The organism is Brucella tritici (genome assembly GCF_008932285.1).
Classification (GTDB): Bacteria; Pseudomonadota; Alphaproteobacteria; order Rhizobiales; family Rhizobiaceae; genus Brucella; species Brucella tritici.
This window is the reverse complement of the sequence record NZ_WBVY01000006.1, coordinates 54,796-78,213: the sequence shown is the minus strand read 5'-3', so window position 1 is coordinate 78,213 and position 23,418 is coordinate 54,796. Positions and strand designations below refer to the sequence as shown.

The window sequence follows — 23,418 nt, the reverse complement described above, 5'->3', positions numbered from 1 at the left end:
CTCCTCTCAATAATGCTCTTCTGCGGAACTGGTCCCGCATGTGAAAATGTTGCGCATCCTTATTAAAGCCCTAGTTTGCTTTGGCAATGCCATTACCCGCCTGAATGATGCAATTTCAGTAAAAAGAGGAGGACAGTCATGTCGGAACCACTCGCCGAGATTTATCGCGATTATATTGCATGCCTGAACCGCCAAGACTGGAACGATCTCGGGCTTTATGTCCACGAGGCGGCAATGCATAACGACCGACCTTTGGGACTTGGCGGCTACCGCACGATGCTGGAACAGGATTTCGAAGCCATCCCGGACCTGCACTTCAATATTGAGCTGCTTGTCAGCGAACCTCCCTATATTGCCAGTCGGCTCCAGTTCGATTGCACGCCGAAGGCACTATTGTTCGGTCTTCCGGTTAACGGCAAACGGGTCCGGTTTGCGGAGAATGTTTTCTATGAATTCGAGAATACGCTGATAAGGAAAGTCTGGTCAGTCATCGACAAGGCAGCGATTGAAGCGCAACTGTGATATAGCGCCCGTCACCATTGACTCTTTGTCCCCCTCCCCCTATAAGCCGCGTCACGTTCGCCCGCGCGGTTTACGGATGGTTTTGTGCTGTCCGTCGCAAGGGACAAGAACCAGCTCCTGTTCAATAGAACATGATCCCGAAAAGTGAATAACGGTTTCGGACAAGATCATGTTCAACGGAAAAACAGAATTAAGAAGGGCCGCACACCGCGGTATTAAATAAATGAAGCGCACTTACCAGCCATCCAAGATCGTCCGCAAGCGTCGTCACGGTTTCCGTGCACGCATGGCAACCACCGGCGGCCGCAAGGTTCTCGCCGCTCGCCGCTCGCGCGGCCGTAAGCGGCTTTCCGCTTAATCTTTTCCCGCGCTGTCGCGCGGTGACTAAAGAAATGAACAAGCCGAAACAAATACTCCGCCTTCGCAAGAGAGCGGAGTTTTTGGCTTTGAGGAATGGTGAAAAGCGACGTGGTCCACTGTTTCTTCTCGAAGTCCGCGAACGGACCGAAGAAGAATCGAAAACCGCCAAAATCGGCGAAAAACCCCGTGCAGGTTTCACCGTAACGAAAAAAAACGGCAACGCCGTGATAAGAAACCGCATCCGCCGCAGGCTGCGAGAAGCGGTTCGTTGTCACGCAGGGCGTGACATGGCGCCTTCGACCGACTATGTGATCGTAGCGCGCGAGCAAGCCCTCACTGCGCCCTTTTCGCGACTGACCGAAGAGCTCTCCCGCCGCATCAAGGCGAAGGGTGAACGGCGGGGCGATGGGAAACGCCGAACGGAAAGACCGGAATCAGGACCCGTCAATGGAAAATAATCGTAATTTCTTCATCACCATTGCCCTGTCCATCCTCGTGCTAACGCTGTGGCAAGTGTTTTATCTGGGTCCGAAAACGGAAGCCCAGCGGGAGCAGGCACGCATTGAGGAGCAGCAGCAGCAGAAACAACAGGCGACGCAACAGCAGGCTCAAAGTGGCGACACGCCGCAGATGCCCGCCACCTCCGGGAACATTCCCGGCCACGGCGATGTTGCAGCCGCAGGCGGCGCACTGACCCGCGAGGCAGCCATTGCCCAGACGCAGCGCGTCGAAATCGACACGCCTTCGCTGCGCGGTTCGATCAACCTGACCGGCGCGCGCCTTGATGATCTCTTCCTCAAGAACTATCACGAGACCGTCGACGACAATTCTCCGAATATCGAACTGCTCGCGCCTTCCGCGCTGAAGCAGGGCTATTTCGTGGAACTGGGCTTTACCGGCAACGACGCGACCGGCCCGGTTCCGGGACCGAACACGGTCTGGACCGTGGAGGGCAACAACAAGTTGACCCAAACCACGCCGGTCACGCTGACCTATACCAACGAGAAGAACATCACCTTCAAGCGCGTCATTTCGGTTGACGACGCCTATATGTTCGCCGTTGAAGACACGATCACCAACAATACCGGCGCGCCGATTTCGCTGGCCTCCTATGGCCGCGTGACCCGCTTCAACCAGCCGGAACATGCAAGCGCGACCTATGTTCTGCATGAAGGCCTGATCGGCGTCATGGGTCAGGACGGCCTGCAGGAAATCAAGTATTCCAAGGTCGAAGACGATAAGGACATCTCGTTCAAGGACGTGATGGGCGGCTGGCTCGGCATTACCGACAAATATTGGGCCGCAACGCTCGTACCGCCGCAGGACGAAAAGTTCACCGGTCGCTTCTCGCACTTCACCAATGATCGCCCGCGCTATCAGACCGACTTCCTCGGCGCGCCGATGACAATCGCGCCCGGCCAGGCGCAGACGCTGAAGAACCACGTCTTCGCCGGTGCGAAGGTGGTCACACAGATCCAGGCTTACGAACAGCAGCTTGGCATCAAGCAGTTCGAACTCCTGATCGACTGGGGCTGGTTCTACTTCATCACCAAGCCGATGTTCTATCTCATCGACTGGATCTACAAGTTCTCGGGCAATTTCGGCGTCGCCATTCTGGTCGTCACCGTTCTCCTCAAGGGCCTGTTCTTCCCGCTTGCCAACAAGTCGTACAAGTCGATGGCACGCATGAAGCTGGTGCAGCCGAAGCTGACTGAAATCCGCGAGAAATATGCGGATGACAAGATGAAGCAGCAGCAGGAGATGATGCAGCTCTACAAGCAGGAAAAGATCAATCCTCTTGCGGGTTGCTGGCCGGTGCTGGTGCAGATTCCGGTGTTCTTCGCGCTCTACAAGGTGCTCTACGTCACCATCGAAATGCGTCATGCGCCGTTCTTTGGCTGGATTCAGGACCTTGCAGCACCCGATCCGACCTCGCTCTTCAACCTGTTCGGCCTCTTGCCTTTCGGCGTGCCGCACTTCCTGATGATCGGCGTCTGGCCGCTCCTGATGGGCATCACCATGTTCCTGCAGATGCGCATGAACCCGACGCCTCCAGACCCGACGCAGGCTGCCATCTTCACCTGGATGCCAGTGATCTTCACCTTCATGCTGGCTTCGTTCCCGGCTGGTCTCGTGATCTACTGGGCATGGAACAACCTGCTCTCCATCACCCAGCAGGGCATCATCATGAAGCGCCAGGGCGTGAAGATCGAGCTCTTCGACAATCTCAAGAGCCTCTTCAAGCGAAAGCCGAAAGAAGCAAAGAAATAGACTTGAAAGAACCCCGCTTCGGCGGGGTTTTTTGTGCCGTCATGTTGACAATGCGGCCCATAACATTGATGCGTGTACGCAAGAGAACACACCGACCGGGACAGAACCATTGAGCGAGCAGGATAAGAAGCAGGCGGCAATCAGGGCCGCTCAGGCAGCGGCGGATGCAGTCCGGGAAGCCCAGGCGGCACTCGTCGAGGAAGGACGCCTGCTCTTCAAGAAATCATGGATATTTATCCGTGGCGTGCCGTCGATGAAATTCCTGCCGCCGGAAGGTCCGGTGGAGATCGCCTTTGCAGGCCGCTCCAATGTCGGCAAGTCATCGCTCATCAATGCGCTCGTCAACAAGAAGGGCCTTGCGCGTACGTCCAACACACCGGGCCGCACGCAGGAACTGAACTATTTCGTGCCGGACGGCTATTCCGGTGAGAACGGCGATCTTCCGCCCCTGGCGCTGGTCGACATGCCAGGCTATGGCTTCGCCGAAGCGCCGAAAGCGCAGGTCGATGCCTGGACGCGCCTTGTGTTCGATTATCTGCGCGGACGCACCACGCTGAAACGCGTCTATGTGCTGATCGATGCCCGCCATGGTATCAAGAAAAACGATGCGGAAGTGCTCGACCTTCTCGACAAGGCGGCGGTCTCCTATCAGATCGTGCTGACCAAGATCGACAAGATCAAGCCCGCAGGCGTACCGCGCCTCCTGGAAGAAACGCACAAGCTTACCTACAAGCGCGCGGCCTGCTTTCCGGGCATCATCGCAACATCGTCGGAAAAGGGCGAAGGCCTCGACGAACTGCGTGCAGCAATCGCATTGCTTATCAAGGAACACTGACCCTTTCTATTCTTACGCATGTCCTAATCCCAAAACCGGTTCCCACTTTTGGGGGCATGCTCTAGCTCGGGCAGCTTTCCGGCTGCCCGTCCAGTCCTTCATTGAGACGTTCGAAACGGGCACTCACATGCCCGGCGCCGCGCTGGATATGCAGCACATAGATGCTGTCGAAGTCATCGCCGCGCCATTTGGGCACCGCAGCTTTATCTCCGCCATTGTCCTTGAGCAGATTTCTCGCCAGCTTGTAGAGTTGCTTGTGTTCCCAGCCGACCAGTATCGTCGCATTGCTGTATTGCGGCTGCTCAAGTGCGGCCTGCAGCTTCCCGATCTCGTCATAGCCGAAGCGCGTATCGACCGGCATCTGAAAGCGGATGGCGGTCGGCTCCACAGTCGCCAACGGGCGGTTATAGGCATAGGAAATGCCGCTATCCTTCTCCTCCTTCGCAGGATCGGGTGCGAAAATGGCATCGGGCTTGCCGAAATCTTTTGCAATGACGGCCGGTAGCTTCAAGGAGCGATTAAGGCCCCGGCAGTCGAGCTGCCCCAACCCGCCTTGCGGCTTTTCGCCGTGACGGACGAGAATGATTGTTTCGGTCGTGGGTGCCGATGCAGCATAGGATGCAGTTGCACCAAGCAGGGAGGCGAGGACGGCGAGGAATATTTTGCGCATGATGCGGCCTCTGAAAATCATTCCGGTTCAAAGCCTGCATAGACCGCAGAGCGGCTTTTTGTTGGGCAGGTTTCGGGCCGTAAATTCAATTAATCGCGAACGGATAAGCGAAAAATAAGCAACTGCGGATTCCAATTGCGATAAATCCGGTCTAGAAAAGCCTGCCTCTTTTTGCCCTGTCGCCTGCCATGGAGCCCGCGATGACGACACTTGAAAATCCCGAAATGCAAGCGCAACTCCTGTCCGCGGCCCTGCCCTATATGCAGCGCTACGAGAACAAGCATGTCGTCGTGAAATATGGCGGCCACGCCATGGGCAATCCGGAACTGGGCAAGGCCTTTGCGCGTGATATCGCGCTTTTGAAGCAGTCGGGCATCAATCCGATTGTCGTTCATGGCGGCGGCCCGCAGATTCAGGCCATGCTGACCAAGCTCGGTATCGAATCCCGCTTTGAAGGCGGCTTGCGCGTCACCGACGAAAAGACCGTCGAAGTAGTGGAAATGGTTCTGGCCGGTTCCATCAACAAGGAAATCGTCGCCCTCATCAATGCCGAAGGCGAATGGGCAATCGGTCTTTGCGGCAAGGACGGCAACATGGTCTTTGCACAGAAGGCGCACAAGACGGTCATCGACCCGGATTCCAATATCGAGAAGGTGCTGGACCTCGGCTTCGTTGGTGAACCGGCGGAAGTGGATCGCACACTGCTTGATCTTCTGGCGCGCTCCGAGATGATCCCGGTCATTGCGCCGGTCGCACCGGGTCGCGACGGCCATACCTACAATATCAATGCAGACACGTTTGCAGGAGCGATTGCCGGTGCGCTCGCCGCAACGCGCCTCCTGTTCCTGACCGATGTTCCGGGCGTGCTGGACAAGGACAAGAACCTCATCAAGGAACTGTCCGTTGCCGATGCGCAGGCGCTCATCAAGGACGGCACGATTTCCGGCGGCATGATCCCCAAGGTGGAAACCTGCATCGAAGCAATCCGCCGTGGTGTCGAAGGCGTTGTCATCCTCAACGGCAAAACCCCGCATGCCGTGCTACTGGAGCTTTTCACCGAGCACGGTGCCGGCACGCTGATCGTGCCGTAATAAGAAGAAACACGCTGATCGTGCCGTAGAGCGCATCCCGAAAAGTGTGAAACGGTTTTCGGGTAAGATGCGCGCTTATCGTGCCTTAAGGATCGACCATGACCGATATTCCGGACAGAGCTGCTTTCGCCCACGTCACTGACTGGGTGTTCGACCTCGACAACACGCTCTACCCGCACGCCGCCAATCTGTTCTCGCAGATCGACGTGAAGATGACGACCTATGTCGAGACTTTGCTGAAACTGCCGCGCGACGAAGCGCGCAAGATTCAAAAGCAGTTCTATCTGGAATATGGCACCACGCTGAAAGGCCTGATGGAGTGCCATCAGATCGATCCGGACGATTTTCTGAGACAAGTCCATGATATCGACTATACGTGGCTGACGCCCGATCCGGCGCTGGGACGGGCGATCAAGGCACTGCCGGGCCGTCGCTTCATCTTTACCAATGGTGATCGCGGCCATGCCGAGCGCGCTGCCAGCCAGCTTGGAATCCTCGATGATTTCGACGATATTTTCGACATTGTAGCGGCAGGACTGACACCGAAGCCGGAACGGGCCACCTATGACCGCTTCCTCGGCGCTTTTGGCATCGATGCAGGCAAGGCAGTCATGTTTGAGGATCTGGCGCGCAATCTGGTCGTTCCCAAAACACTCGGCATGAAAACCGTGCTGGTCGTGCCGAACAATTTTGAGCCTACATTTTCCGAGATATGGGAAAGCGATCCCGAATTCACCGATCAGGTGGACTATGTGACCGATAACCTGACCCAGTTTCTGGAAACCATAATTGCAGACCGATAGGCAATTTACCGGCCTCGAAAAACGCATCGACAAGGCCGCCCACCGCCTTCTCGATAATCTGCCCCGTCACCGGATCAGCGATGCGCTGATCGAGTTTCTGGTCTTCGGGCTGAAACAGGCATGGGCCTGTCTTTTCGGGGGCGCCATGCTGGCGCTCATCATGCTGACCCGCTGGTTCTGGCCAGATGGTGGCGCGGGATTCATCACGCGCTACGATTTCCTGTTCCTGTCCGCCCTAGCTATCCAGCTTGCCATGCTGGTCTTCAAGCTGGAGGAGTGGGAGGAAGCCAAGGTCATCCTCATCTTCCATGTGGTCGGCACAGCGATGGAAGTGTTCAAGACCCATGCCGGTTCATGGGTCTATCCCGAGGAGAATTTCTTCCGCATTGGCGGCGTTCCTCTGTTTTCCGGCTTCATGTATGCGGCTGTCGGCTCCTACATGGCGCGCATCAATCGCATCTTCGATATAAGGCTGAACCGCTATCCACCACTCTGGATGACTGTTGTTCTGGCCGCCGCGATCTATATCAATTTCTTCGCGCACCACTTCATCTGGGATATGCGCTGGCTGCTGTTTGCCGCGACTTTCGCCCTTTTCTGGCGCACCAGCATGCATTACCGCGTCTTCCGCTTCCGGCACAAAATGCCGCTGCTGGTCGCCTTCCTGCTGACCTCGCTTTTCATCTGGATTGCCGAGAACATCGGCACATGGTCGAAGGCCTGGCTTTATCCGAACCAGCGCAATGGCTGGGAGCTGGTCTCAATGAGCAAGCTCGGCTCGTGGTATCTCCTGATGATTATCTCGGTCGTGCTGGTGACACTCGTTCACCGCCCCCGTCCCTATCAGGCAGAAGAAGTGCTACAAAAAGAAACGCCCGACCATTTGGCCGGGCGCATCGAACAGAAAATCCGGGGCGATCAGAGCTTATAAAAATCCTTGATCTGCTCCCAGGCTTCGTCGGCGGTTTCGACAAAGTTAAGCAGTTCGATATCGGCAGGCGAAATCGTGCCCTGCTCGGCCAGAAACTCGATATTGATCGCCTTCGTCCAGAATTCCTTGCCGAACAGGATCAGCGGCACGCGCTCCATACGGTTGGTCTGGATCAGCGTCATCGCCTCGAAAAGCTCGTCCATCGTTCCAAAGCCGCCGGGGAACACGCAGATCGCCTTGGCGCGCATCAGGAAGTGCATCTTGCGGATCGCAAAATAATGGAAGTTGAAGCAAAGGTCCGGCGTGACATAGGCGTTGGGCGCCTGTTCATGCGGCAGCACAATGTTGAGACCGATCGTCGGCGCACCGACATCGGCAGCACCGCGATTACCGGCTTCCATGACGCCGGGGCCGCCGCCCGTCACCACGATGAATTCGCGATAATAGGTCGTTGCCGAATATTCGGAGCAAAGCCGCGCAAATTTGCGCGCTTCCTCGTAATAATGCGCGTTGGCTTCAAGGTTCTTCTTCTGAACCTCGTTCTTGGCTGCCCATGCCTCGCCGCCAGGCTCCGGAATGCGCGCACCGCCAAACATGACGACAGTGGACTTGATGCCCCGGTCAGCCAGAATCATTTCAGGTTTCAGAAGCTCAAGCTGCAGCCGGATCGGCCGCAACTCGCGCCGCGTCAGGAAATCATCGTCCGTGAAAGCAAGGCGATAGGCAGGGGCTTCGGTCTGTGGCGTCTGCGGTACGGTGCGCGCCTGCTTGACCGCTTCCTCAGAATTCGGGAATGGCGTCCAGCCAGACTTCTCCATCGGGTTCATGCTCTCACCTGCTCCTTCATTATCGCCATTCAACGCGTAATACCAGGGCGCTGAGATGCTGACGCTATCCAAGCCCTGAAAATGCTCAATTGCCGCACGGGCTTAACCAAAACTCGATGAGTCAAGCTCATCGGGTTTTGGTATAACAGCATCCATTCTGGCGCTAAATGCTTAATCTGTCTCAAACGTGGCACTGCAATCGGATCACGAACGACATTGACCCTCATGGCGCCTTCGCTTAATCAATTTCCCAGCAACGGGCCGGACTTGTCCGCGCCTGCCATCTGCCGCCCCTTCATGGAGATCGCACCCTATGACCAAGCCAGACCTCGCCTCCCTTGAGAAGACAATCGACAAGGCTTTTGACGAGCGCGACGGTATCAACACGGCAACGCGCGGCGAAGTGCGCGAAGCCGTCGAACAATCGCTCATTCTGCTCGACCGCGGTGAAGCCCGTGTCGCAGAAAAACAGGCGGACGGCAACTGGCATGTCAACCAATGGCTGAAGAAAGCGGTCCTGCTCTCTTTCCGCCTCAATCCGATGGAAGTCATCAAGGGCGGTCCCGGCCAGTCATCCTGGTGGGACAAGGTGCCGTCGAAATTCGACGGCTGGACGGCCAATGAATTCGAAAAGGCTGGTTTCCGCGCAGTACCGAACTGCGTCGTGCGCCACTCGGCCTATATCGCGCCCAACGCGATCCTGATGCCGTCCTTCGTCAATCTCGGCGCCTATGTCGATGAAGGCACCATGGTAGACACCTGGGCGACCGTCGGCTCCTGCGCGCAGATCGGCAAGAACGTTCATCTTTCCGGCGGCGTCGGCATCGGCGGCGTTCTTGAGCCGATGCAGGCCGGTCCAACCATCATCGAAGACAATTGTTTCATCGGCGCCCGCTCGGAAGTCGTTGAAGGCTGCATCGTGCGCGAAGGCTCGGTCCTCGGCATGGGTGTTTTCATCGGCAAGTCGACCAAGATCGTGGATCGCGCAACCGGTGAAGTCTTCTATGGCGAAGTGCCGCCCTATTCGGTTGTCGTTGCCGGCACCATGCCGGGCAAGAACGTTCCCGGCGAAAACTGGGGCCCAAGCCTCTATTGCGCCGTCATCGTCAAGCGCGTCGATGAAAAGACCCGCTCCAAGACGTCGATCAACGAATTGCTGCGCGACTGAGTACAAAACAAGCTTGCTTAAAAACAAAAGGCGACGCTGTTGGCGTCGCCTTTTTTATAACTGGTCGCCCCTTCGGATGGCGCAATGCCTCTGATCCGGGCAGTCCGGGGAGACACTGACGCCATCCTCCGGGGAGATTCTTTAGCGGCCCTTCGGTTGCCCTGCGTGTCCAATGCGTGAGGGGGAGGAACGCAACGGACAATGCAGGACGACCGACAGGCTCAGCCATCAGAACAAGTTAGTTCTGGTAGCTGGACGGGGAAGCGTCGCCGAAGCGATGAGCCGAACCGTCCTGATTAACCGGCGCAGACCGGTGGATGGCAGCCGTAGCCGTGTAATCGACCGTGCGGTGGGTCGAAGCGACCGGGGCTTCGCCCGGAAGAACGAAAGCCTTGTCCTGGGCAGCCATTGCGGGCGGCTCGCCAACGAACGGGTTTCCGGCATAGGCAGCACCGGCGCTAAGAGCGACAGCAAGAGCAGCGATAGCAAACTTTTTCATCTCTTTATTCCTTCTTCATAGCGTCCCCTGATTTCAATTTTTCAGATCGGTGTTTCGCCGACTGAACCCCGAGACCACATCTCAGGCTTGCAGGGGACATTCTGTTAGCTAGGCCTTCGTGGCCCGCCCTGCGGTGTCAGGCACATCTGGGAGGAAATGCTCCGACACCTTCGGGAATACATGCAATGCGATAGTTCATTCATGCCCGGCCCATCTGGACCGGAAAGGCCAAAGTCCGAACGGACCTTTAGTTCTGGTAAGAGGAAGGCGATGCATCACCGAAGCGGTGAGCCGAACCATCCTGATAAACCGTTGCCTTGTTGATCGAAGCAGGAGCCGTGTAGTCGAGCTTCTGGCTCTGCGTTGCAACCGGCGTACGGTCGTTTGCATAAAGATCGGCAGGTTCGCCGACATGTGGGTTTTCTGCAAAAGCGGCACCGGCGGTAAGAGCGAGGGCAGCGGCAGCAAGAACAATCTTTTTCATTTTCCTATCTCCTTGGAAAGTGGAGCGGCGTTTTGTTCGTCGTTCCGATGCATCTCAAATGGGTGACAGTGAGGAAAAGTTCCAGTCACGAAAATGTTTTCTTAATCACAGATTCGTGCAGGTATTTTATCTGAAAGGAATAATAACAATTAATAAAATATAACAATATCAATATGTTGATTCATACACCAGTAATCACATGACTGTTACAGCCGTACATTTGTTCAAAAACCGCGAACAGTCTGTCCCGATATATTGTCCAATGAAAGTGAACAATGGGGCCATTTTTCGCAAAATTGACACGGAAAGACAAAGCTGGTTTCGTCGAAATGACACCCTGATCTGTCTTTGGCATCGACCGGCCAGTCAAATCAGCCCATGCTGAAAAGAAAAAGCCGCATCGAAATGCGGCTTGGATACTGGTTTGATGGACCAGGTGAACCGACATTCAATTGAATGCCATCACTCCGATCAGTTGTTTGCGACAGCTACCGAACGCCCGGCGATGGATACCCACTGACCGGAATTGGCTGGCGACTGCATCTTGATATAGCGATAAGAAGTCTTCTCGACCGGCAACACTTCGTCGCGCAGATTGTCGAGAATGTAATCGCCATGGTCAGTGCGGGCAGTCAGAACGACATGCGGCTCGCTGCCCTGCACCATGGTGATGAGGAGCTGCGATGCGCTGATGCCCCGAGCCATCAGTTGGGCGCGCTTCATCAGAACATAGTCTTCGCAATCGCCCTTGCCGTTCACAGGCATGGTCCAGTAATCGCGCTTGCCATAATTATCCTGATCGGAAACCGGCTTGATGCGATGATTGACGGAGCTGCTGACCGATTGCAGCAGCTTCATGCGCTGCGGGGTCATCTTCATCGGCGGCAACACGCGATGCGCACCGCAATCGCGCTTGTTGCGATCACAGTAATCCTTGTGCCCATAAGGAATGCTTGTAAGTCCGCCAGCCTCACTCCATTGCGCGGCCTTGGCCGGTATTGTCGTCGCCCCGAAGAGCACCATCATGCCTGCTATCGCAGAAGTGACAAAACGCATGCGCAGTTTCCCATTTAAAAAGAGTCCCCGTTGAGCGGCCCTTTGCGGGTCTCGTTATCAACTTATTTTTAACTAACGATGACAAGGGGGTTTCGGTCAAGGAAATTTCGTTCCCAAATTGAAACCAGTTGAGAAAAACAAGTGAAAGGCGAAACGATGCCGTCTGCGCGCAACCATTGGATTGCTGTTTCGTCTGCGGCTTCTATCTGTTTGTTTCATGCACACCCGTTCCGAAAACCGCTTCGCACCTTTCGGGATGCCGCTTGTTTTCACGCGCATCTTAATCCGAAAACCGCTTCGCACTTTTCGGGATGCGCGATAATCTCGCTCTCAGACGATTCCCTTTTCAAAAAAAGTCCCGATCTCATGAGCTTAGCCGTCAATCCCGCCGATAACCTTGCTGCCCTCATTCGCTGCGCTTCCGTAACACCTGCCGAAGGTGGCGCGCTGACGGCGCTGGAAGCGATGTTGAAGCCGATGGGGTTTTCGGTGGAGCGACCTGTCTTCCATGATGAAGGCACGCCGGACATCGAAAATCTCTATGCGCGCAAGTCGGGCAATGGCCCGCATCTGATGTTTGCCGGACATACCGATGTCGTGCCGCCCGGCAATGAAGGCGACTGGAAGCACCCGCCCTTCTCTGCCGCTATTGAAGACGGCGTGATGTACGGTCGCGGTGCGGTGGATATGAAGGGCGGCGTTGCCTGTTTCGTGGCCGCAGTTGCCCGTCACATCGAAAAGCACGGCAGCATCAAGGGCAGCGTCTCCTTTCTCATCACCGGCGACGAGGAAGGCCCGGCTATCAATGGCACGGTCAAGCTTCTCGACTGGGCGAGACAGCGCGGCGAAAGCTGGGATGCATCCATCGTCGGAGAGCCGAGCAACCCGAATGCGCTTGGCGATGCGATCAAGATCGGACGGCGCGGCTCGCTGTCCGGCACGATCACCGTTCATGGCGTGCAGGGCCACGCTGCCTATCCGCATCTGGCCGAAAACCCGGTGCGTGGCATCACCACGCTCGTCGACAGCCTGCTCTACCCGGCCTTCGACGAAGGCACGGCCAATTTCCAGGCCAGCAATCTGGAAGTGACGAGCATCGACGTCGGCAACAAGGCCACCAATGTCATTGCGAACAAGGCGATAGCCTCGTTCAACATCCGCTTCAACGATACCTGGACGGCAGAGACCTTGCAGGCTGAAATCATCGCGCGTCTCGAAAAAGCCGCCAGCGACAATCGCCTGCGTCCCGGTCGCGAAACGCCGATCAATTATGAACTCACCTGGCGCGAGCATCCGAGCCATGTGTTCCTGACCCGCGACGAGAAACTGATCGGCACGCTGACGGATTCGGTCGAAGCGGTAACCGGCAGGCGTCCGGAACTGTCGACATCGGGCGGCACATCCGATGCCCGTTTCATCAAGGATTACTGTCCGGTGGTCGAATTCGGCCTTGTCGGGCAGACCATGCATATGGTTGACGAGCGCGTGGCTCTTGCCGACCTCGAAGGCCTGACACAGATTTATGAACGCTTCATCGCCGATTTCTTTGGGTAGAGCATAATCCCGGAAAGTTGCATGACTTTTCGCCCGGATTACGCGAAAAATTGGGAATCTCATGCCAAGCCTGGACGATATTTTCAGATATTTCTGGGGCGTCTGGAAAATGATGCTCGGGCGCAAGGAAGGACTGGGCTATCTCGACATTTCCGCCGAGGGCTTCTGGACGTCCTTCTTTGCGATAGCGATTGCGCTGCCCCCCATGTTCGCGAACTGGGTGTCCTATGCGGCGGACCTCACGGCTGGCCGTGACGAAGCAGGCTTGCGCTTCGCCATCGTCACCCGTGCCGCAGTCGTGGAAATAGCGGCCTGGATCATTCCGCTTGTCATCATCGGCCTTCTCGCCAAGCGCATCGGCATTGCCAAGCGTTATGCAGCTTTCGTGATTGCGACCAACTGGGGCAGCGCCCTGATTTCGTGGATCTTCGCACCGATCACGTTGCTGCAATTGTTCTTTCCCGGACAGCTCGATGTCACGACACTGTTCGCCATCATCATGTTCGGCATATCCATCGTGCTGGGTTACCGGCTGACTTTCGTCGCGCTGCAACGCCCGCATACCTATACGGCACCATTCTTTGCCTGCACCGTTTTCGGTTCGCTCTTCCTGACTGTCCTGCTGCAGAATTTGCTCGGGATCGGCTTCGATCCGCACGCCTATTAAAACGAAAAGTGTTATATCGGCATGGGATGACTGAGGGTGCCAGCGATCTCGGTCATGACCGCACGGAGAGCCGGAACCGTCTTCATGTCGGAATGAACGACCATCCACACCTCACGCAGAAGGGGAGCATGGTCTGGCAACGCTGGCATCAGATGCTCCTGCGTCTCAGCCATGAAATCAGGCAACATGGCAATGCCTGCATTCTCGCTTACAAGAGCGAGCTGCATCTCCAATGTATTGGCCCGCAAGGCAATCGGCCGGGCGCCAGCCAAGGCAAGTAAGTAAGCCTGCTGCGGAGCGTCCTCCAGACTTTCATCATAGGCGATGAACTGCCATTCTTCAGGAGGAGTTCGCGCCAGATAATCCCGGCTCGCATAAGGGCGAAAGGCTTCCTCGCCAAGCCTGCGAATAGTGAGGTCACCGGTTGTCGGACGTGTCAGGCGAATAGCTATATCCGCTTCCCTACGGTTCAGCGAGCTGAAGCGCGCCTCCCCCATCACACACATATGGATACCCGGATATTGCGCCGATACCGCAGCAAGCGGTCTGGCTAGTCTCGCAACCGCGTAGGAGGGCGGCGCTGTGAGTGTAACAGTGGCGCTTATGCCAGTATCCCGGACTGCTCCAAAACGGCTGATAGCTTGCGCTTCGTCTTGCATCTTTCGAGCAATTGCAGCGATCCGCTCACCATCTTCCGTCAGCAGAAAGCGACGTCCCCGACGATCAACCAGTTTCAAACTGGTTTCGGTTTCCAAGGCAGCCACACGTCGCGCAATCGTCGCATGTTCTACATTCAGCAATCGCGCCGCACCGGACAGAGTACCGGTATCGGCCAAAGCCACAAAGTAACGTACGCTTTCCCAATTTACCATTGTGAAATTTTTCCCATATGCTGCGATCAAAACAGCAATTTTTTCCCGTTTCTCTATCCGCGATACTGCCCCGGATTGCAACGGAGGCTGACTGATGGACCACGAGATCATTCTGAATGAAACCGGTGAAGCAGGGCTGCTTCAGACAGTCCAACACACACCCCGAAGCCCCGGTGCAGGCGAGATACGCATTCGCCACGAGGCAATCGGCGTGAATTTTGTCGACATATACCATCGGACCGGCCTCTATCCGCTGCCGTCCTTTCCGGCTGTGCTCGGTGTCGAAGGTGCAGGCGTTGTGGAAGCAGTCGGATCAGATGTAACCGACCTCAAACCGGGTGACAGAGTGGCTTATGCAGGCTTGCCAGTGGGGGCATACGCCTCAACCCGGCTTCTACCGGCCCAAAGAGCATTGCTACTGCCCGACACAATTTCCGCGCAGTCGGCGGCGGCAACGATGCTGCGCGGCCTTACCACCCACATGCTCCTGACCGATACGTTTCCCGTCGGCCCGGATACAATCATGCTTGTGCATGCAGCCGCCGGCGGACTGGGCACCCTGCTAACTCGCTGGGGCAAGACTCTTGGAGCAACAGTAATCGGAACAGTCAGCTCGGAGGACAAGGCCGAAACGGCGCGCAAAAACGGCGCGGATCATGTACTCGTCGGACGCGATTGTGATTTCATCACTGCTACAAGGCGCCTAACGAATGGACTGGGTGTTCACGTCGCCTATGACGGGATCGGTGGAGAAACCGTAGCCAAAACCGCGCAATGCGTGCGCTATCTCGGAACTCTGGCGAGCATCGGTCAAGCCGGTGGAAGAATCTCCGAGGCAGTCATTGATGCACTTGGCAATCAGGCGGACTTTTCTTTCGTCCGGCCAAGTGTAATCGCTTACATCAACGATCTCGATAACTACCGGAACTCCGCTTCCAGGCTTTTCGGCATGATGGAAGAAGGCCTCGCCGGAACCGTTGGCATCACCTATGCGCTGACCGAAGCAGCGAAAGCCCATCGTGCACTGGAGACGGGGAAATCGTCAGGAAGTCTGCTCCTGATCCCCTAGAGCCGGGTATCGAATGCGCTCCCGGTCTCAAAACGGAAAGGCGTAGTCCACACCAACAAGATAAAGCCCATAGGGCGGGGCAACCTGCCCGCAGGCCTTGCGATCTCTGGCTTCCAAAGCAGACTGCAAATCATCCGCTGTCCAGCGACCCACGCCCACTTCCATCAGGCTGCCTGCGAAGGACCTCACCTGATTGTGCAGGAAGGACCGCGCCGAAACGCGCATTTCTATCATGTCGCCGTTGCGGGTGACATCGAGCCGGTCGAGCGTCTTGATCGGGCTCTTGGCCTGGCATTGCGTGGCGCGAAACGTGGTGAAGTCGTGCTCTCCCAGAAGCCGCTTCGCCGCTTCATGCATCGCTTCAGCATCAAGCCGTTTCTGTACCCACCATGCACGCTGATAATCGATAGCCAGAGGCGCACGACGATTATGGATGCGGTAGAGATAATGCCGTGCACGTGCGGAAAAACGCGCGTCGAACGTGTCCGTCGTCTTCTCGACATTCAGGATACTGACGCGCTCATCCGCCATGACCAGATGCGCATTGACCGCATCGCGCACCTTGCCTGCATCCCAATCCTTGATGAGATCGACATGGACAACTTGTGCTGTCGCGTGAACGCCCGCATCGGTGCGGCCCGCAGCGCTTAATGTCAGGTCTTCGCCACAGAACTTCTTGAATGCCAGTTCAATGGCATTCTGCACCGCATGGCCGTTTTCCTGCCGCTGCCAGCCGACATAGGGCGTGCCGTCATATTCGACAGTGAGCTTGTAGCGCGGCACCGCCTACAGAACCTTCGTGACCTGTGCACCACGCAGAAACTCCTGCGCAGGCAATGGCTTGCCGCCGGAGCGCTGCAGCGTGACGAGCCGAACCGCACCTTCGCCGCAGGCAACCGTCAGACGATCATCCAGCACCGTACCGGGCTCGCCCTTGCCTTCACCCAGTGTTGAGCGCTGAAGCTTCACGCGCTCAACAGCGCCGTTGATTTCCATTTCGCACCAAGCGCCCGGAAAAGGCGACAGACCGCGAATGGTGTTGTGCACGTCCTTTGCAGGCTTCGACCAGTCGATGCGTGCCTCGGCCTTGTCGATCTTGGCGGCATAGGTGACGCCTTCTTCCGCCTGCGGCTGCAAGGCAAGGCTTTCACGCTCCAGCGCACCCAGGGCACGGATCATCAGGTCGGCGCCGATCATGCTCAGACGATCATGCAGTTCACCTGCTGTCATGTCAGGCGTGATCGCAACCTTTTCGGCCATCGCGACAGGACCGGTATCGAGCCCCGCATCCATCTTCATGACCATCATGCCGGTTTCCGCATCGCCCGCCATGATGGCGCGCTGGATCGGAGCAGCACCGCGCCAGCGCGGCAGCAGCGAGGCATGGCCGTTATAACAACCGAGACGCGGCGCATCCAGAATCGCTTGCGGCAGCAGCAGACCATAAGCCACGACAACCGCGACATCGGCCTCGAGGCTTGCGAAAACGTCCTGCTCTTCCGCACCCTTCAGGCTCTTCGGCGTGAACACCGGAATGCCAAACTGCTCGGCTTTTTCATGCACTGGCGACTTGGTCAGCTCCAGCCCGCGACGGCCAGCCGGGCGCGGAGGCTGCGTATAGGCCGCAACAACCTCATAACCGTGACCGATGATGGCGGTGAGGATCGGCACGGAAAATTCCGGCGTCCCCATGAAAACGACACGCATTAAAGCACTTTCCCCGGCACGCGCTGGCTGGCGAGCTTCTTGAACTTCTTGATGACCATATCGCGCTTCAGCTTGGAAATATGATCGATGAAGAGCACACCGTTCAGATGGTCGATCTCATGCTGCAGGCAGGTGGCCATCAGCCCATCAGCTTCCATCGAATGCGGCTTGCCGTCAGCATCGAAGTAATTGACCTTGATAGCCGCCGGCCGTTCGACCTCGGCATAATAATCCGGAATCGAAAGGCAGCCTTCCTCATAGGTACTGGCTTCATCCGTCACGCCGATGATCTCGGGATTGATGAAGACATGCGGCGCTTTCGGTTCGCCTTCCTTGGCAAGGTCGATGACGAGCATACGGATCGGCTCGCCCACCTGAATGGCGGCAAGACCAATGCCCGGCGCATCATACATGGTGTCGAACATGTCGCCGGCAAATTTGCGCAGCTGATCGTCAAAGCGCTCCACAGGCTTGGAAACCTGGCGCAGGACGGGATCGGGAAGGATGACAAGCGGTTTTACAGACATGGGCTTTCACGTAATGGCTCGCGTGAGAATCGTCAATTACACTTTGCAAAATGTTCTTGTTTTGATCTCATCAAGGCGACACGAATCAGCTAAGCTCCCTTCATGGAAAACCAGAATCTCTTGAATGAGCCGCTCCTGCAGCTCGGTGCCACGTCGTTCACGCTCGGCAATATCCTGCTCGCGGGTATCGTCGTGCTGGTGCTGTGTCTTGCTATTTTTCTGATCGCCGCGGCGCGCTCCGCCCGGCTTCGCGCGGTCGCGGAAGCGCAGGCCGAAGACCGTGCCCGCGATGCAGAATATCGCATGGCGGAAATCCTGAAGGCACAGGCCGAGATGCAGGGCCGGATGCAGACCATGGCGGAAGTGTTCGGCTCGCGGCAGGCGGAGCTCAACCAGTCGATCCGCGAACGGCTTGACGGCATGACGCATCGCATCGGCCAGACCATGACCGAGCAGACCCGTTCGACGCATGAGAATCTCGCCAAATTGCAGGAACGTCTTGCCGTCATCGACACGGCCCAGAACAATATCCAGTCGCTCGCCGGGCAGGTGGTGCAGTTGCAGGCGATCCTCGCCAACAAGCAGACGCGCGGCGCTTTCGGCCAGTCGCGCATGGAAGCGATCATCGCCGACGGCCTGCCGCAGGGTGCCTACGAGTTTCAGGCAACGCTTTCCAACAGCACCCGCCCCGATTGCCTTGTACGGATGCCGAACAATGCGCCCTCTTTGGTGATCGACGCGAAATTCCCGCTCGAAGCCTGGAATTCCATGCGCGAAACGGAACAGCCGGAGGCGCGCAAGGCAGCAGTCGCCCAGTTCCGCCGCGACATGGAAGTGCATATCAAGGATGTCTCCGACAAATATCTGATCCCCGGCGAAACGCAGGATACGGCTTTTCTGTTTGTGCCGTCGGAGTCGATCTTCGCCGATATTCACGAGCATTTCGAAGCCCTGATCCAGCGTGCGCACCGGGCGCGGGTCGTCATCGTCTCGCCGTCGCTGCTGATGCTGTCGATTCAGGTCATCCAGGCAATCCTGAAAGATGCCCGCATGCGCGAGCAGGCGCACGTCATTCAGGGCGAAGTGATCCGGCTGATGGAAGATGTCGGTCGCCTCGACGAGCGCGTGCGCAAGCTGCAGACCCATTTCGTGCAGGCCAACAAGGATATTGACGATATTCTTGTGTCTTCCAGCAAGGTTACCAAGCGCGGCGCGAAGATCGAGGCACTGGAATTCGGCCCAGCACCCACCGAGGAAGCATCCCGCCCGCAAGCGCGGCAGGCGGAAGGCTCGAACAATCAGCTACGCCTGCGCGTGGTGGATGAGGATTGATTTCTTCGGCTTAAAATAGCGGCGCTGCTATTTCCCTCATCCTGAGGAGACGCGAAGCGCCGTCTCGAAGGACGAGGGGGAACGCACAACTCGACCCTCGTTCTCAGCCTGTCGAAGAGGCGGACAGCACAACGGCTCATCAAGTATTGGCTGGCCGGTCCGAATGACCGAGATCACGTTCCGGCCAGACCAGATCGCGCACGCGCTGCTTCAACACCTTAGCCTCCGGAAATCCGCCGTCACGCTTGCGCTCCCAGATAAGTTCTTCGCTGCCGTCCGGTATATGGACGCGGATTTCAAAAACCCCGCCCGTGCCCGGACGCAACGCCACTTCGCCTAAGTCCTGCCCAAAAGTCTGTAACAGCTCCTGCGCCATCCACGCAGCACGCAGCAGCCAGTTGCATTGGGTGCAGTAGCTAATGGAGATGCCAGGACGTACGGACATTGATTTCAACCTTCGGAACTCGGGCAATCTTAAAGTCTATTGCCGACTTGTTAGACAGGAAAATTTGCATCAACATCTAGCTTCCAAAGACGCGCGGGGGCAAGTCATGGAAGTCGTTGTCTATATTCTGCGTTGCGCGGACGGTTCATATTATACCGGTCTCACCAAGCAGAACATCGAAGCCCGATTGTGGGAGCATAACGAAGGGATTTATGAAAGCTATACGAAGAAGCGGCGTCCCGTCGAACTTGTTTTCACAGAAACATATGATCGGATTATCGCTGCCATCGCGCGCGAACGGCAGATCAAAGGATGGTCGCGGGCAAAGAAAGAGGCGTTGATTGCGCTAAATTATGAGGGCCTGCCTGCACTGTCGAAACGGGGATGAGATCGGGACGTCTACCTCGTCCCGCCTTCCCCCTCATCCTGAGGAGGCGCCCTGAGCGTAGCTCACGGGAGCCGTCTCGAAGGGCTGAGGGGAGCGCTGTCGCCCTCGTCCTTCGAGACGCCTCCCTCGCAAGCTCGGGAAGCTCCTCAGGATGAGGACGAAATTGGCATCGTCAAAGTTCAAAAAGAAAGGGCGCTAGATGCGCCCAATCTAAAACAACATTCAGCAAACTCGTCCCCGTTTGTCACAGGGAAAAGATCAATCATCGCCCATCTTGAGCGCCTGAATAAAGGCCTCTTGCGGGATTTCGACCTTGCCGAACTGGCGCATGCGCTTCTTGCCTTCCTTCTGCTTTTCCAGAAGTTTGCGCTTGCGCGTCACATCGCCGCCGTAGCACTTGGCCGTCACGTCCTTGCGCAGCGCCGAGATCGTCTCGCGCGCCACGATGCGACCGCCGATGGCCGCCTGGATCGGGATCTTGAACATGTGCTGCGGGATCAGTTCTTTCAGCTTTTCGCACAGCGCGCGGCCCCGCTTTTCCGCCGCCGAGCGGTGGACCAGCATCGAAAGCGCATCGACCGGTTCTTCGTTGACGAGGATCGACATCTTGACCAGATCGCCCTCGCGGTAATCCGAAAGATTGTAGTCGAACGAGGCATAGCCCTTCGAGATCGACTTCAGGCGGTCGTAGAAATCGAACACCACTTCGTTGAGCGGCAGATCATAGGTGATCATGGCGCGCGGGCCAACATAGGTGAGATCGATCTGGATGCCGCGGCGCTCCTGGCACAGCTTCATGATCGCGCCGAGATAATCATCCGGCGTCATGATGGTTGCCTTGATCCAGGGCTCTTCAATTGCGTTGATCTTCACGATATCCGGCATATCGGCCGGATTGTGCAACTCTTTCTGCGATCCGTCCTGCATGTTCAGGCGGTAGACAACCGAAGGCGCGGTCGTGATGAGGTCGAGATTGAACTCGCGCTCAAGACGTTCCTGAATGATTTCCAGATGCAGAAGACCAAGGAAACCACAGCGGAAGCCGAAGCCGAGCGCAGCAGAGGTTTCCATTTCGAACGAGAACGATGCATCGTTGAGACGCAGCTTGCCCATGGCAGCGCGCAGATCTTCAAAATCCGCCGCATCGACCGGGAACAGGCCGCAGAACACGACCGGCTGCGCGGGCTTGAAGCCTGGCAGCATCTTGCTCGTCGGGCGGCGATCTTCGGTGATCGTATCGCCGACGCGGGTGTCGGCCACTTCCTTGATCGAAGCGGTGATGAAGCCAAGCTCGCCGGGACCGAGTTCGTCCACCTGAACCATCTTCGGCGTGAACACGCCGGTGCGTTCCACCGGATATTTCGCGCCCGTGCCCATCATGCGGATGGTCTGGCCCTTTTTCAGGACGCCATCGATGATGCGCACCAGCACGATAACGCCGAGATAGCTATCGTACCAGCTATCGACCAGCATGGCCTTGAGCGGCGCATTGCGGTCGCCTTCCTTCGGCGCTGGCAACTGCGTGACGATGGCTTCCAGCACATCCTCGATGCCGATGCCGGTCTTGGCCGAAATATGCACGGCCTGCGCGGCATCGATGCCGATCACTTCCTCGATCTGCTGCTTGACGCGCTCAGGCTCGGCAGCGGGCAGGTCGATCTTGTTCAACACGACCACGATTTCATGATTGTTGTCGATGGCCTGATAGACATTGGCCAGCGTCTGCGCTTCCACGCCCTGAGAGGCGTCCACCACCAGAAGCGAACCTTCGCACGCGGCCAGCGAGCGCGAGACTTCATAGGCGAAGTCGACGTGTCCGGGCGTGTCGATCAGGTTCAGCACATAATCTTCGCCGTTCTTCGCGTGATAGCTGAGACGGACGGTCTGCGCCTTGATGGTGATGCCGCGCTCGCGCTCGATATCCATCGAGTCGAGAACCTGATCCTTCATCTCGCGCGTGTCCAGCCCGCCGGTCAACTGAATGAGGCGATCGGCCAGCGTCGATTTGCCGTGGTCGATATGGGCGACGATCGAAAAATTGCGAATATGGTCAAGTGGTGTGCTCATGCGCGCGATTTAACAGCAAGAAGCGGAATCTCAAAGCGGTTTTCGGATAAGATCATGCCGAAACCAAAAAACGAACATGGGAAAAACAGCCGCTAGCGTACTCGTGACAACAAGTCCCCTTTGCCTTGTGGCCAAAAGGCGATAAATCACCGGCAATATAGATGCATCGTGGCCGCTCATCGCAAGCGGCGCAACTGGCTTTCATGCAGGAGTTTAGGATGAAGACCGAACCGAACGAAGTCCACAACAGGCCGAAACTGGTCACCGTTTTCGGCGGCTCCGGCTTTGTCGGGCGCGCGGTCGTCGCAAGTCTCACCAAGCGCGGCTATCGCGTGCGCGTTGCCGTGCGCAAGCCGGAAGTTGCCTATTACATGGCTCCGCTCGGCAATGTCGGCCAGATCCAGATGGTCCAGGCCAATGTCCGCAACCGCGCTTCGGTCGAACATGTCGTCAAGGGCTCCGACCATGTCGTGAACCTCGTCGGCATTCTCGCCGAAAGCGGTCGCCAGCGTTTTAATACCGTTCAGGTGCTGGGCGCGAAAAACATCGCCGAAGCCGCCAAGGCCGCAGGCATCCGCATGACGCATGTGTCCTCGCTGGCCGCCGATGTCAATTCGCCATCGGATTATGCACGCACCAAGGGCGAAGGCGAAAACGCCGTTCTTTCCGTTCTGCCGGAAAGCGTCATCCTGCGCCCCTCGATCATTTTTGGCCCGGAAGACCGCTTCTTCAACCGCTTCGCCAACATGGCGCGCTTCTCGCCGTTCCTGCCAGCTATCGGCGGCGGCGAAACGAAGCTCCAGCCGGTCTATGTCGGTGATGTTGCGGAAGCCGTTGCCCGCGCCGTCGATGGCAAGCTGATGCCGGGTGGCATCTACGAACTCGGCGGCCCGGATGTGCAGCCGTTCAAGAACTGGATGAAGGACATGCTCGGCGTGATCGCCCGCAAGCGCCTCATCATTTCCATGCCCTGGTGGGTTGCCCGTTTGCAGGCAGCGATCCTCGGCCTGCTGCCGAACCCCATGCTCACCAACGATCAGGTGACGCTGTTGAAATTCGACAATGTCGTTTCCGAAAAGGCGATCAAGGAAGGCCGTACGCTGGAAGGCATGGGCATCACGCCGGAAGGCGTCGACGCCGTGCTGCCATCCTATCTGTGGCGCTACCGCGTTGCCGGCCAATACACCAAGACCGGCTTTGCGTGACTATCGTCAAGCAATAATTATCGCTGAATAAAAAAGCGCCACCAATCAATAATTGGTGGCGCTTCTTT

Annotated in this window: 26 protein-coding genes; 15 read left to right on the top strand and 11 right to left on the bottom strand. The window is 57.1% G+C overall.

Features of this window, described 5'->3' with window-relative positions:
- Window positions 1-138: 138 nt before the first annotated feature.
- From F9K94_RS20500 to yihA, 5 genes are all read left to right on the top strand, one after another.
- On the top strand, window positions 139-522 hold the full coding sequence (locus F9K94_RS20500) for an ester cyclase (protein WP_151648092.1): 384 nt from the start codon (window positions 139-141) through the stop codon (window positions 520-522).
- Between the two features lie 223 nt (window positions 523-745).
- Window positions 746-880: a 50S ribosomal protein L34 gene (gene rpmH, locus F9K94_RS20490; RefSeq protein WP_006467565.1), complete on the top strand. Its 135-nt coding sequence runs from the start codon at window positions 746-748 to the stop codon at window positions 878-880.
- Between the two features lie 34 nt (window positions 881-914).
- Window positions 915-1,340 (top strand): ribonuclease P protein component, encoded by a 426-nt coding sequence (gene rnpA / locus F9K94_RS20485; protein ID WP_061345608.1) that lies wholly within the window; start codon window positions 915-917, stop codon window positions 1,338-1,340.
- Complete coding sequence (gene yidC / locus F9K94_RS20480) at window positions 1,330-3,153, top strand: membrane protein insertase YidC (RefSeq protein WP_061345607.1); 1,824 nt, start codon at window positions 1,330-1,332, stop codon at window positions 3,151-3,153. Before rnpA ends, yidC begins: the two co-directional genes overlap by 11 nt.
- Before the next feature lie 31 nt (window positions 3,154-3,184).
- Window positions 3,185-3,988: a ribosome biogenesis GTP-binding protein YihA/YsxC gene (gene yihA / locus F9K94_RS20475; RefSeq protein ID WP_151648090.1), complete on the top strand. Its 804-nt coding sequence runs from the start codon at window positions 3,185-3,187 to the stop codon at window positions 3,986-3,988.
- Between the two features lie 61 nt (window positions 3,989-4,049).
- Here the strand turns inward: yihA and F9K94_RS20470 are convergent, their stop codons facing one another.
- Complete coding sequence (locus F9K94_RS20470) at window positions 4,050-4,658, bottom strand: hypothetical protein (RefSeq protein ID WP_235920660.1); 609 nt, start codon at window positions 4,656-4,658, stop codon at window positions 4,050-4,052.
- Between the two features lie 200 nt (window positions 4,659-4,858).
- Between F9K94_RS20470 and argB the strand changes: the two genes are divergently transcribed.
- From argB to F9K94_RS20455, 3 genes are all read left to right on the top strand, one after another.
- Complete coding sequence (gene argB / locus F9K94_RS20465; RefSeq protein ID WP_061345605.1) at window positions 4,859-5,749, top strand: acetylglutamate kinase; 891 nt, start codon at window positions 4,859-4,861, stop codon at window positions 5,747-5,749.
- Window positions 5,750-5,847: 98 nt separating this feature from the next.
- Window positions 5,848-6,552, top strand: coding sequence for a pyrimidine 5'-nucleotidase (locus tag F9K94_RS20460; RefSeq protein ID WP_151648086.1), 705 nt, complete (start codon window positions 5,848-5,850; stop codon window positions 6,550-6,552).
- On the top strand, window positions 6,539-7,483 hold the full coding sequence (locus F9K94_RS20455; protein ID WP_151648084.1) for a DUF817 domain-containing protein: 945 nt from the start codon (window positions 6,539-6,541) through the stop codon (window positions 7,481-7,483). The genes F9K94_RS20460 and F9K94_RS20455 overlap by 14 nt, the downstream gene beginning before the upstream one ends.
- Here F9K94_RS20455 and F9K94_RS20450 read toward each other — a convergent pair.
- Complete coding sequence (locus F9K94_RS20450) at window positions 7,471-8,310, bottom strand: LOG family protein (protein WP_012091443.1); 840 nt, start codon at window positions 8,308-8,310, stop codon at window positions 7,471-7,473. The two genes, F9K94_RS20455 and F9K94_RS20450, sit on opposite strands and share 13 nt — an antisense overlap.
- 313 nt (window positions 8,311-8,623) lie before the next feature.
- Between F9K94_RS20450 and dapD the strand changes: the two genes are divergently transcribed.
- Window positions 8,624-9,478: a 2,3,4,5-tetrahydropyridine-2,6-dicarboxylate N-succinyltransferase gene (gene dapD, locus F9K94_RS20445; protein ID WP_109988689.1), complete on the top strand. Its 855-nt coding sequence runs from the start codon at window positions 8,624-8,626 to the stop codon at window positions 9,476-9,478.
- Window positions 9,479-9,716: 238 nt separating this feature from the next.
- Here dapD and F9K94_RS20440 read toward each other — a convergent pair whose 3' ends face one another.
- From F9K94_RS20440 to F9K94_RS20430, 3 genes are all read right to left on the bottom strand, one after another.
- The gene (locus F9K94_RS20440; RefSeq protein ID WP_061345601.1) at window positions 9,717-9,977 is read right to left on the bottom strand and encodes a hypothetical protein; all 261 of its coding nucleotides are present in this window, start codon (window positions 9,975-9,977) and stop codon (window positions 9,717-9,719) included.
- 247 nt (window positions 9,978-10,224) lie between these two features.
- Window positions 10,225-10,461, bottom strand: coding sequence for a hypothetical protein (locus F9K94_RS20435; protein ID WP_010659420.1), 237 nt, complete (start codon window positions 10,459-10,461; stop codon window positions 10,225-10,227).
- A 471-nt stretch (window positions 10,462-10,932) separates the two neighbouring features.
- Entirely contained in the window at window positions 10,933-11,484 is a 552-nt protein-coding gene (locus F9K94_RS20430; RefSeq protein WP_151648233.1) for a transglutaminase-like cysteine peptidase, read from the bottom strand.
- 399 nt (window positions 11,485-11,883) lie between these two features.
- Between F9K94_RS20430 and dapE the strand changes: the two genes are divergently transcribed.
- Window positions 11,884-13,071 (top strand): succinyl-diaminopimelate desuccinylase, encoded by a 1,188-nt coding sequence (gene dapE / locus F9K94_RS20425; RefSeq protein ID WP_151648082.1) that lies wholly within the window; start codon window positions 11,884-11,886, stop codon window positions 13,069-13,071.
- Between the two features lie 61 nt (window positions 13,072-13,132).
- The gene (locus F9K94_RS20420) at window positions 13,133-13,738 is read left to right on the top strand and encodes a hypothetical protein (RefSeq protein ID WP_151648079.1); all 606 of its coding nucleotides are present in this window, start codon (window positions 13,133-13,135) and stop codon (window positions 13,736-13,738) included.
- A gap of 11 nt (window positions 13,739-13,749) precedes the next feature.
- On the opposite strand, the gene F9K94_RS20415 is transcribed toward F9K94_RS20420, so the two are convergent.
- Window positions 13,750-14,610: a LysR family transcriptional regulator gene (locus F9K94_RS20415; RefSeq protein WP_151648077.1), complete on the bottom strand. Its 861-nt coding sequence runs from the start codon at window positions 14,608-14,610 to the stop codon at window positions 13,750-13,752.
- A gap of 94 nt (window positions 14,611-14,704) precedes the next feature.
- On the opposite strand from F9K94_RS20415, the gene F9K94_RS20410 reads away from it, so the two are divergent.
- Window positions 14,705-15,679 (top strand): quinone oxidoreductase family protein, encoded by a 975-nt coding sequence (locus tag F9K94_RS20410; RefSeq protein ID WP_151648075.1) that lies wholly within the window; start codon window positions 14,705-14,707, stop codon window positions 15,677-15,679.
- A 27-nt stretch (window positions 15,680-15,706) separates the two neighbouring features.
- Here F9K94_RS20410 and truA read toward each other — a convergent pair whose 3' ends face one another.
- Genes truA through def form a run of 3 tightly spaced genes read right to left on the bottom strand, consistent with a single transcriptional unit; the run spans window position 15,707 to window position 17,913 of the window.
- Entirely contained in the window at window positions 15,707-16,462 is a 756-nt protein-coding gene (gene truA / locus F9K94_RS20405) for a tRNA pseudouridine(38-40) synthase TruA (protein WP_151648073.1), read from the bottom strand.
- Between the two features lie 3 nt (window positions 16,463-16,465).
- Window positions 16,466-17,386: a methionyl-tRNA formyltransferase gene (gene fmt / locus F9K94_RS20400; protein ID WP_151648071.1), complete on the bottom strand. Its 921-nt coding sequence runs from the start codon at window positions 17,384-17,386 to the stop codon at window positions 16,466-16,468.
- Window positions 17,386-17,913, bottom strand: a complete 528-nt coding sequence (gene def, locus F9K94_RS20395) for a peptide deformylase (protein WP_151648069.1) — start codon at window positions 17,911-17,913, stop codon at window positions 17,386-17,388. The genes fmt and def overlap by 1 nt, the downstream gene beginning before the upstream one ends.
- A gap of 102 nt (window positions 17,914-18,015) precedes the next feature.
- On the opposite strand from def, the gene F9K94_RS20390 reads away from it, so the two are divergent.
- Window positions 18,016-19,245 carry a DNA recombination protein RmuC gene (locus F9K94_RS20390; protein WP_151648067.1) on the top strand — a complete coding sequence of 410 codons (1,230 nt, stop codon included), beginning with the start codon at window positions 18,016-18,018 and terminating at the stop codon, window positions 19,243-19,245.
- Between the two features lie 139 nt (window positions 19,246-19,384).
- On the opposite strand, the gene F9K94_RS20385 is transcribed toward F9K94_RS20390, so the two are convergent.
- Complete coding sequence (locus F9K94_RS20385) at window positions 19,385-19,690, bottom strand: SelT/SelW/SelH family protein (RefSeq protein ID WP_151648065.1); 306 nt, start codon at window positions 19,688-19,690, stop codon at window positions 19,385-19,387.
- 106 nt (window positions 19,691-19,796) lie between these two features.
- On the opposite strand from F9K94_RS20385, the gene F9K94_RS20380 reads away from it, so the two are divergent.
- Window positions 19,797-20,078 carry a GIY-YIG nuclease family protein gene (locus F9K94_RS20380; RefSeq protein ID WP_151648063.1) on the top strand — a complete coding sequence of 94 codons (282 nt, stop codon included), beginning with the start codon at window positions 19,797-19,799 and terminating at the stop codon, window positions 20,076-20,078.
- 258 nt (window positions 20,079-20,336) lie between these two features.
- Here the strand turns inward: F9K94_RS20380 and lepA are convergent, their stop codons facing one another.
- The gene (gene lepA, locus F9K94_RS20375; RefSeq protein WP_061345590.1) at window positions 20,337-22,145 is read right to left on the bottom strand and encodes a translation elongation factor 4; all 1,809 of its coding nucleotides are present in this window, start codon (window positions 22,143-22,145) and stop codon (window positions 20,337-20,339) included.
- 218 nt (window positions 22,146-22,363) lie between these two features.
- Here lepA and F9K94_RS20370 point away from each other — a divergent pair, with 218 nt between their 5' ends.
- Window positions 22,364-23,350: a complex I NDUFA9 subunit family protein gene (locus tag F9K94_RS20370; protein WP_061345589.1), complete on the top strand. Its 987-nt coding sequence runs from the start codon at window positions 22,364-22,366 to the stop codon at window positions 23,348-23,350.
- The last annotated feature ends 68 nt before the right edge of the window (window positions 23,351-23,418 follow it).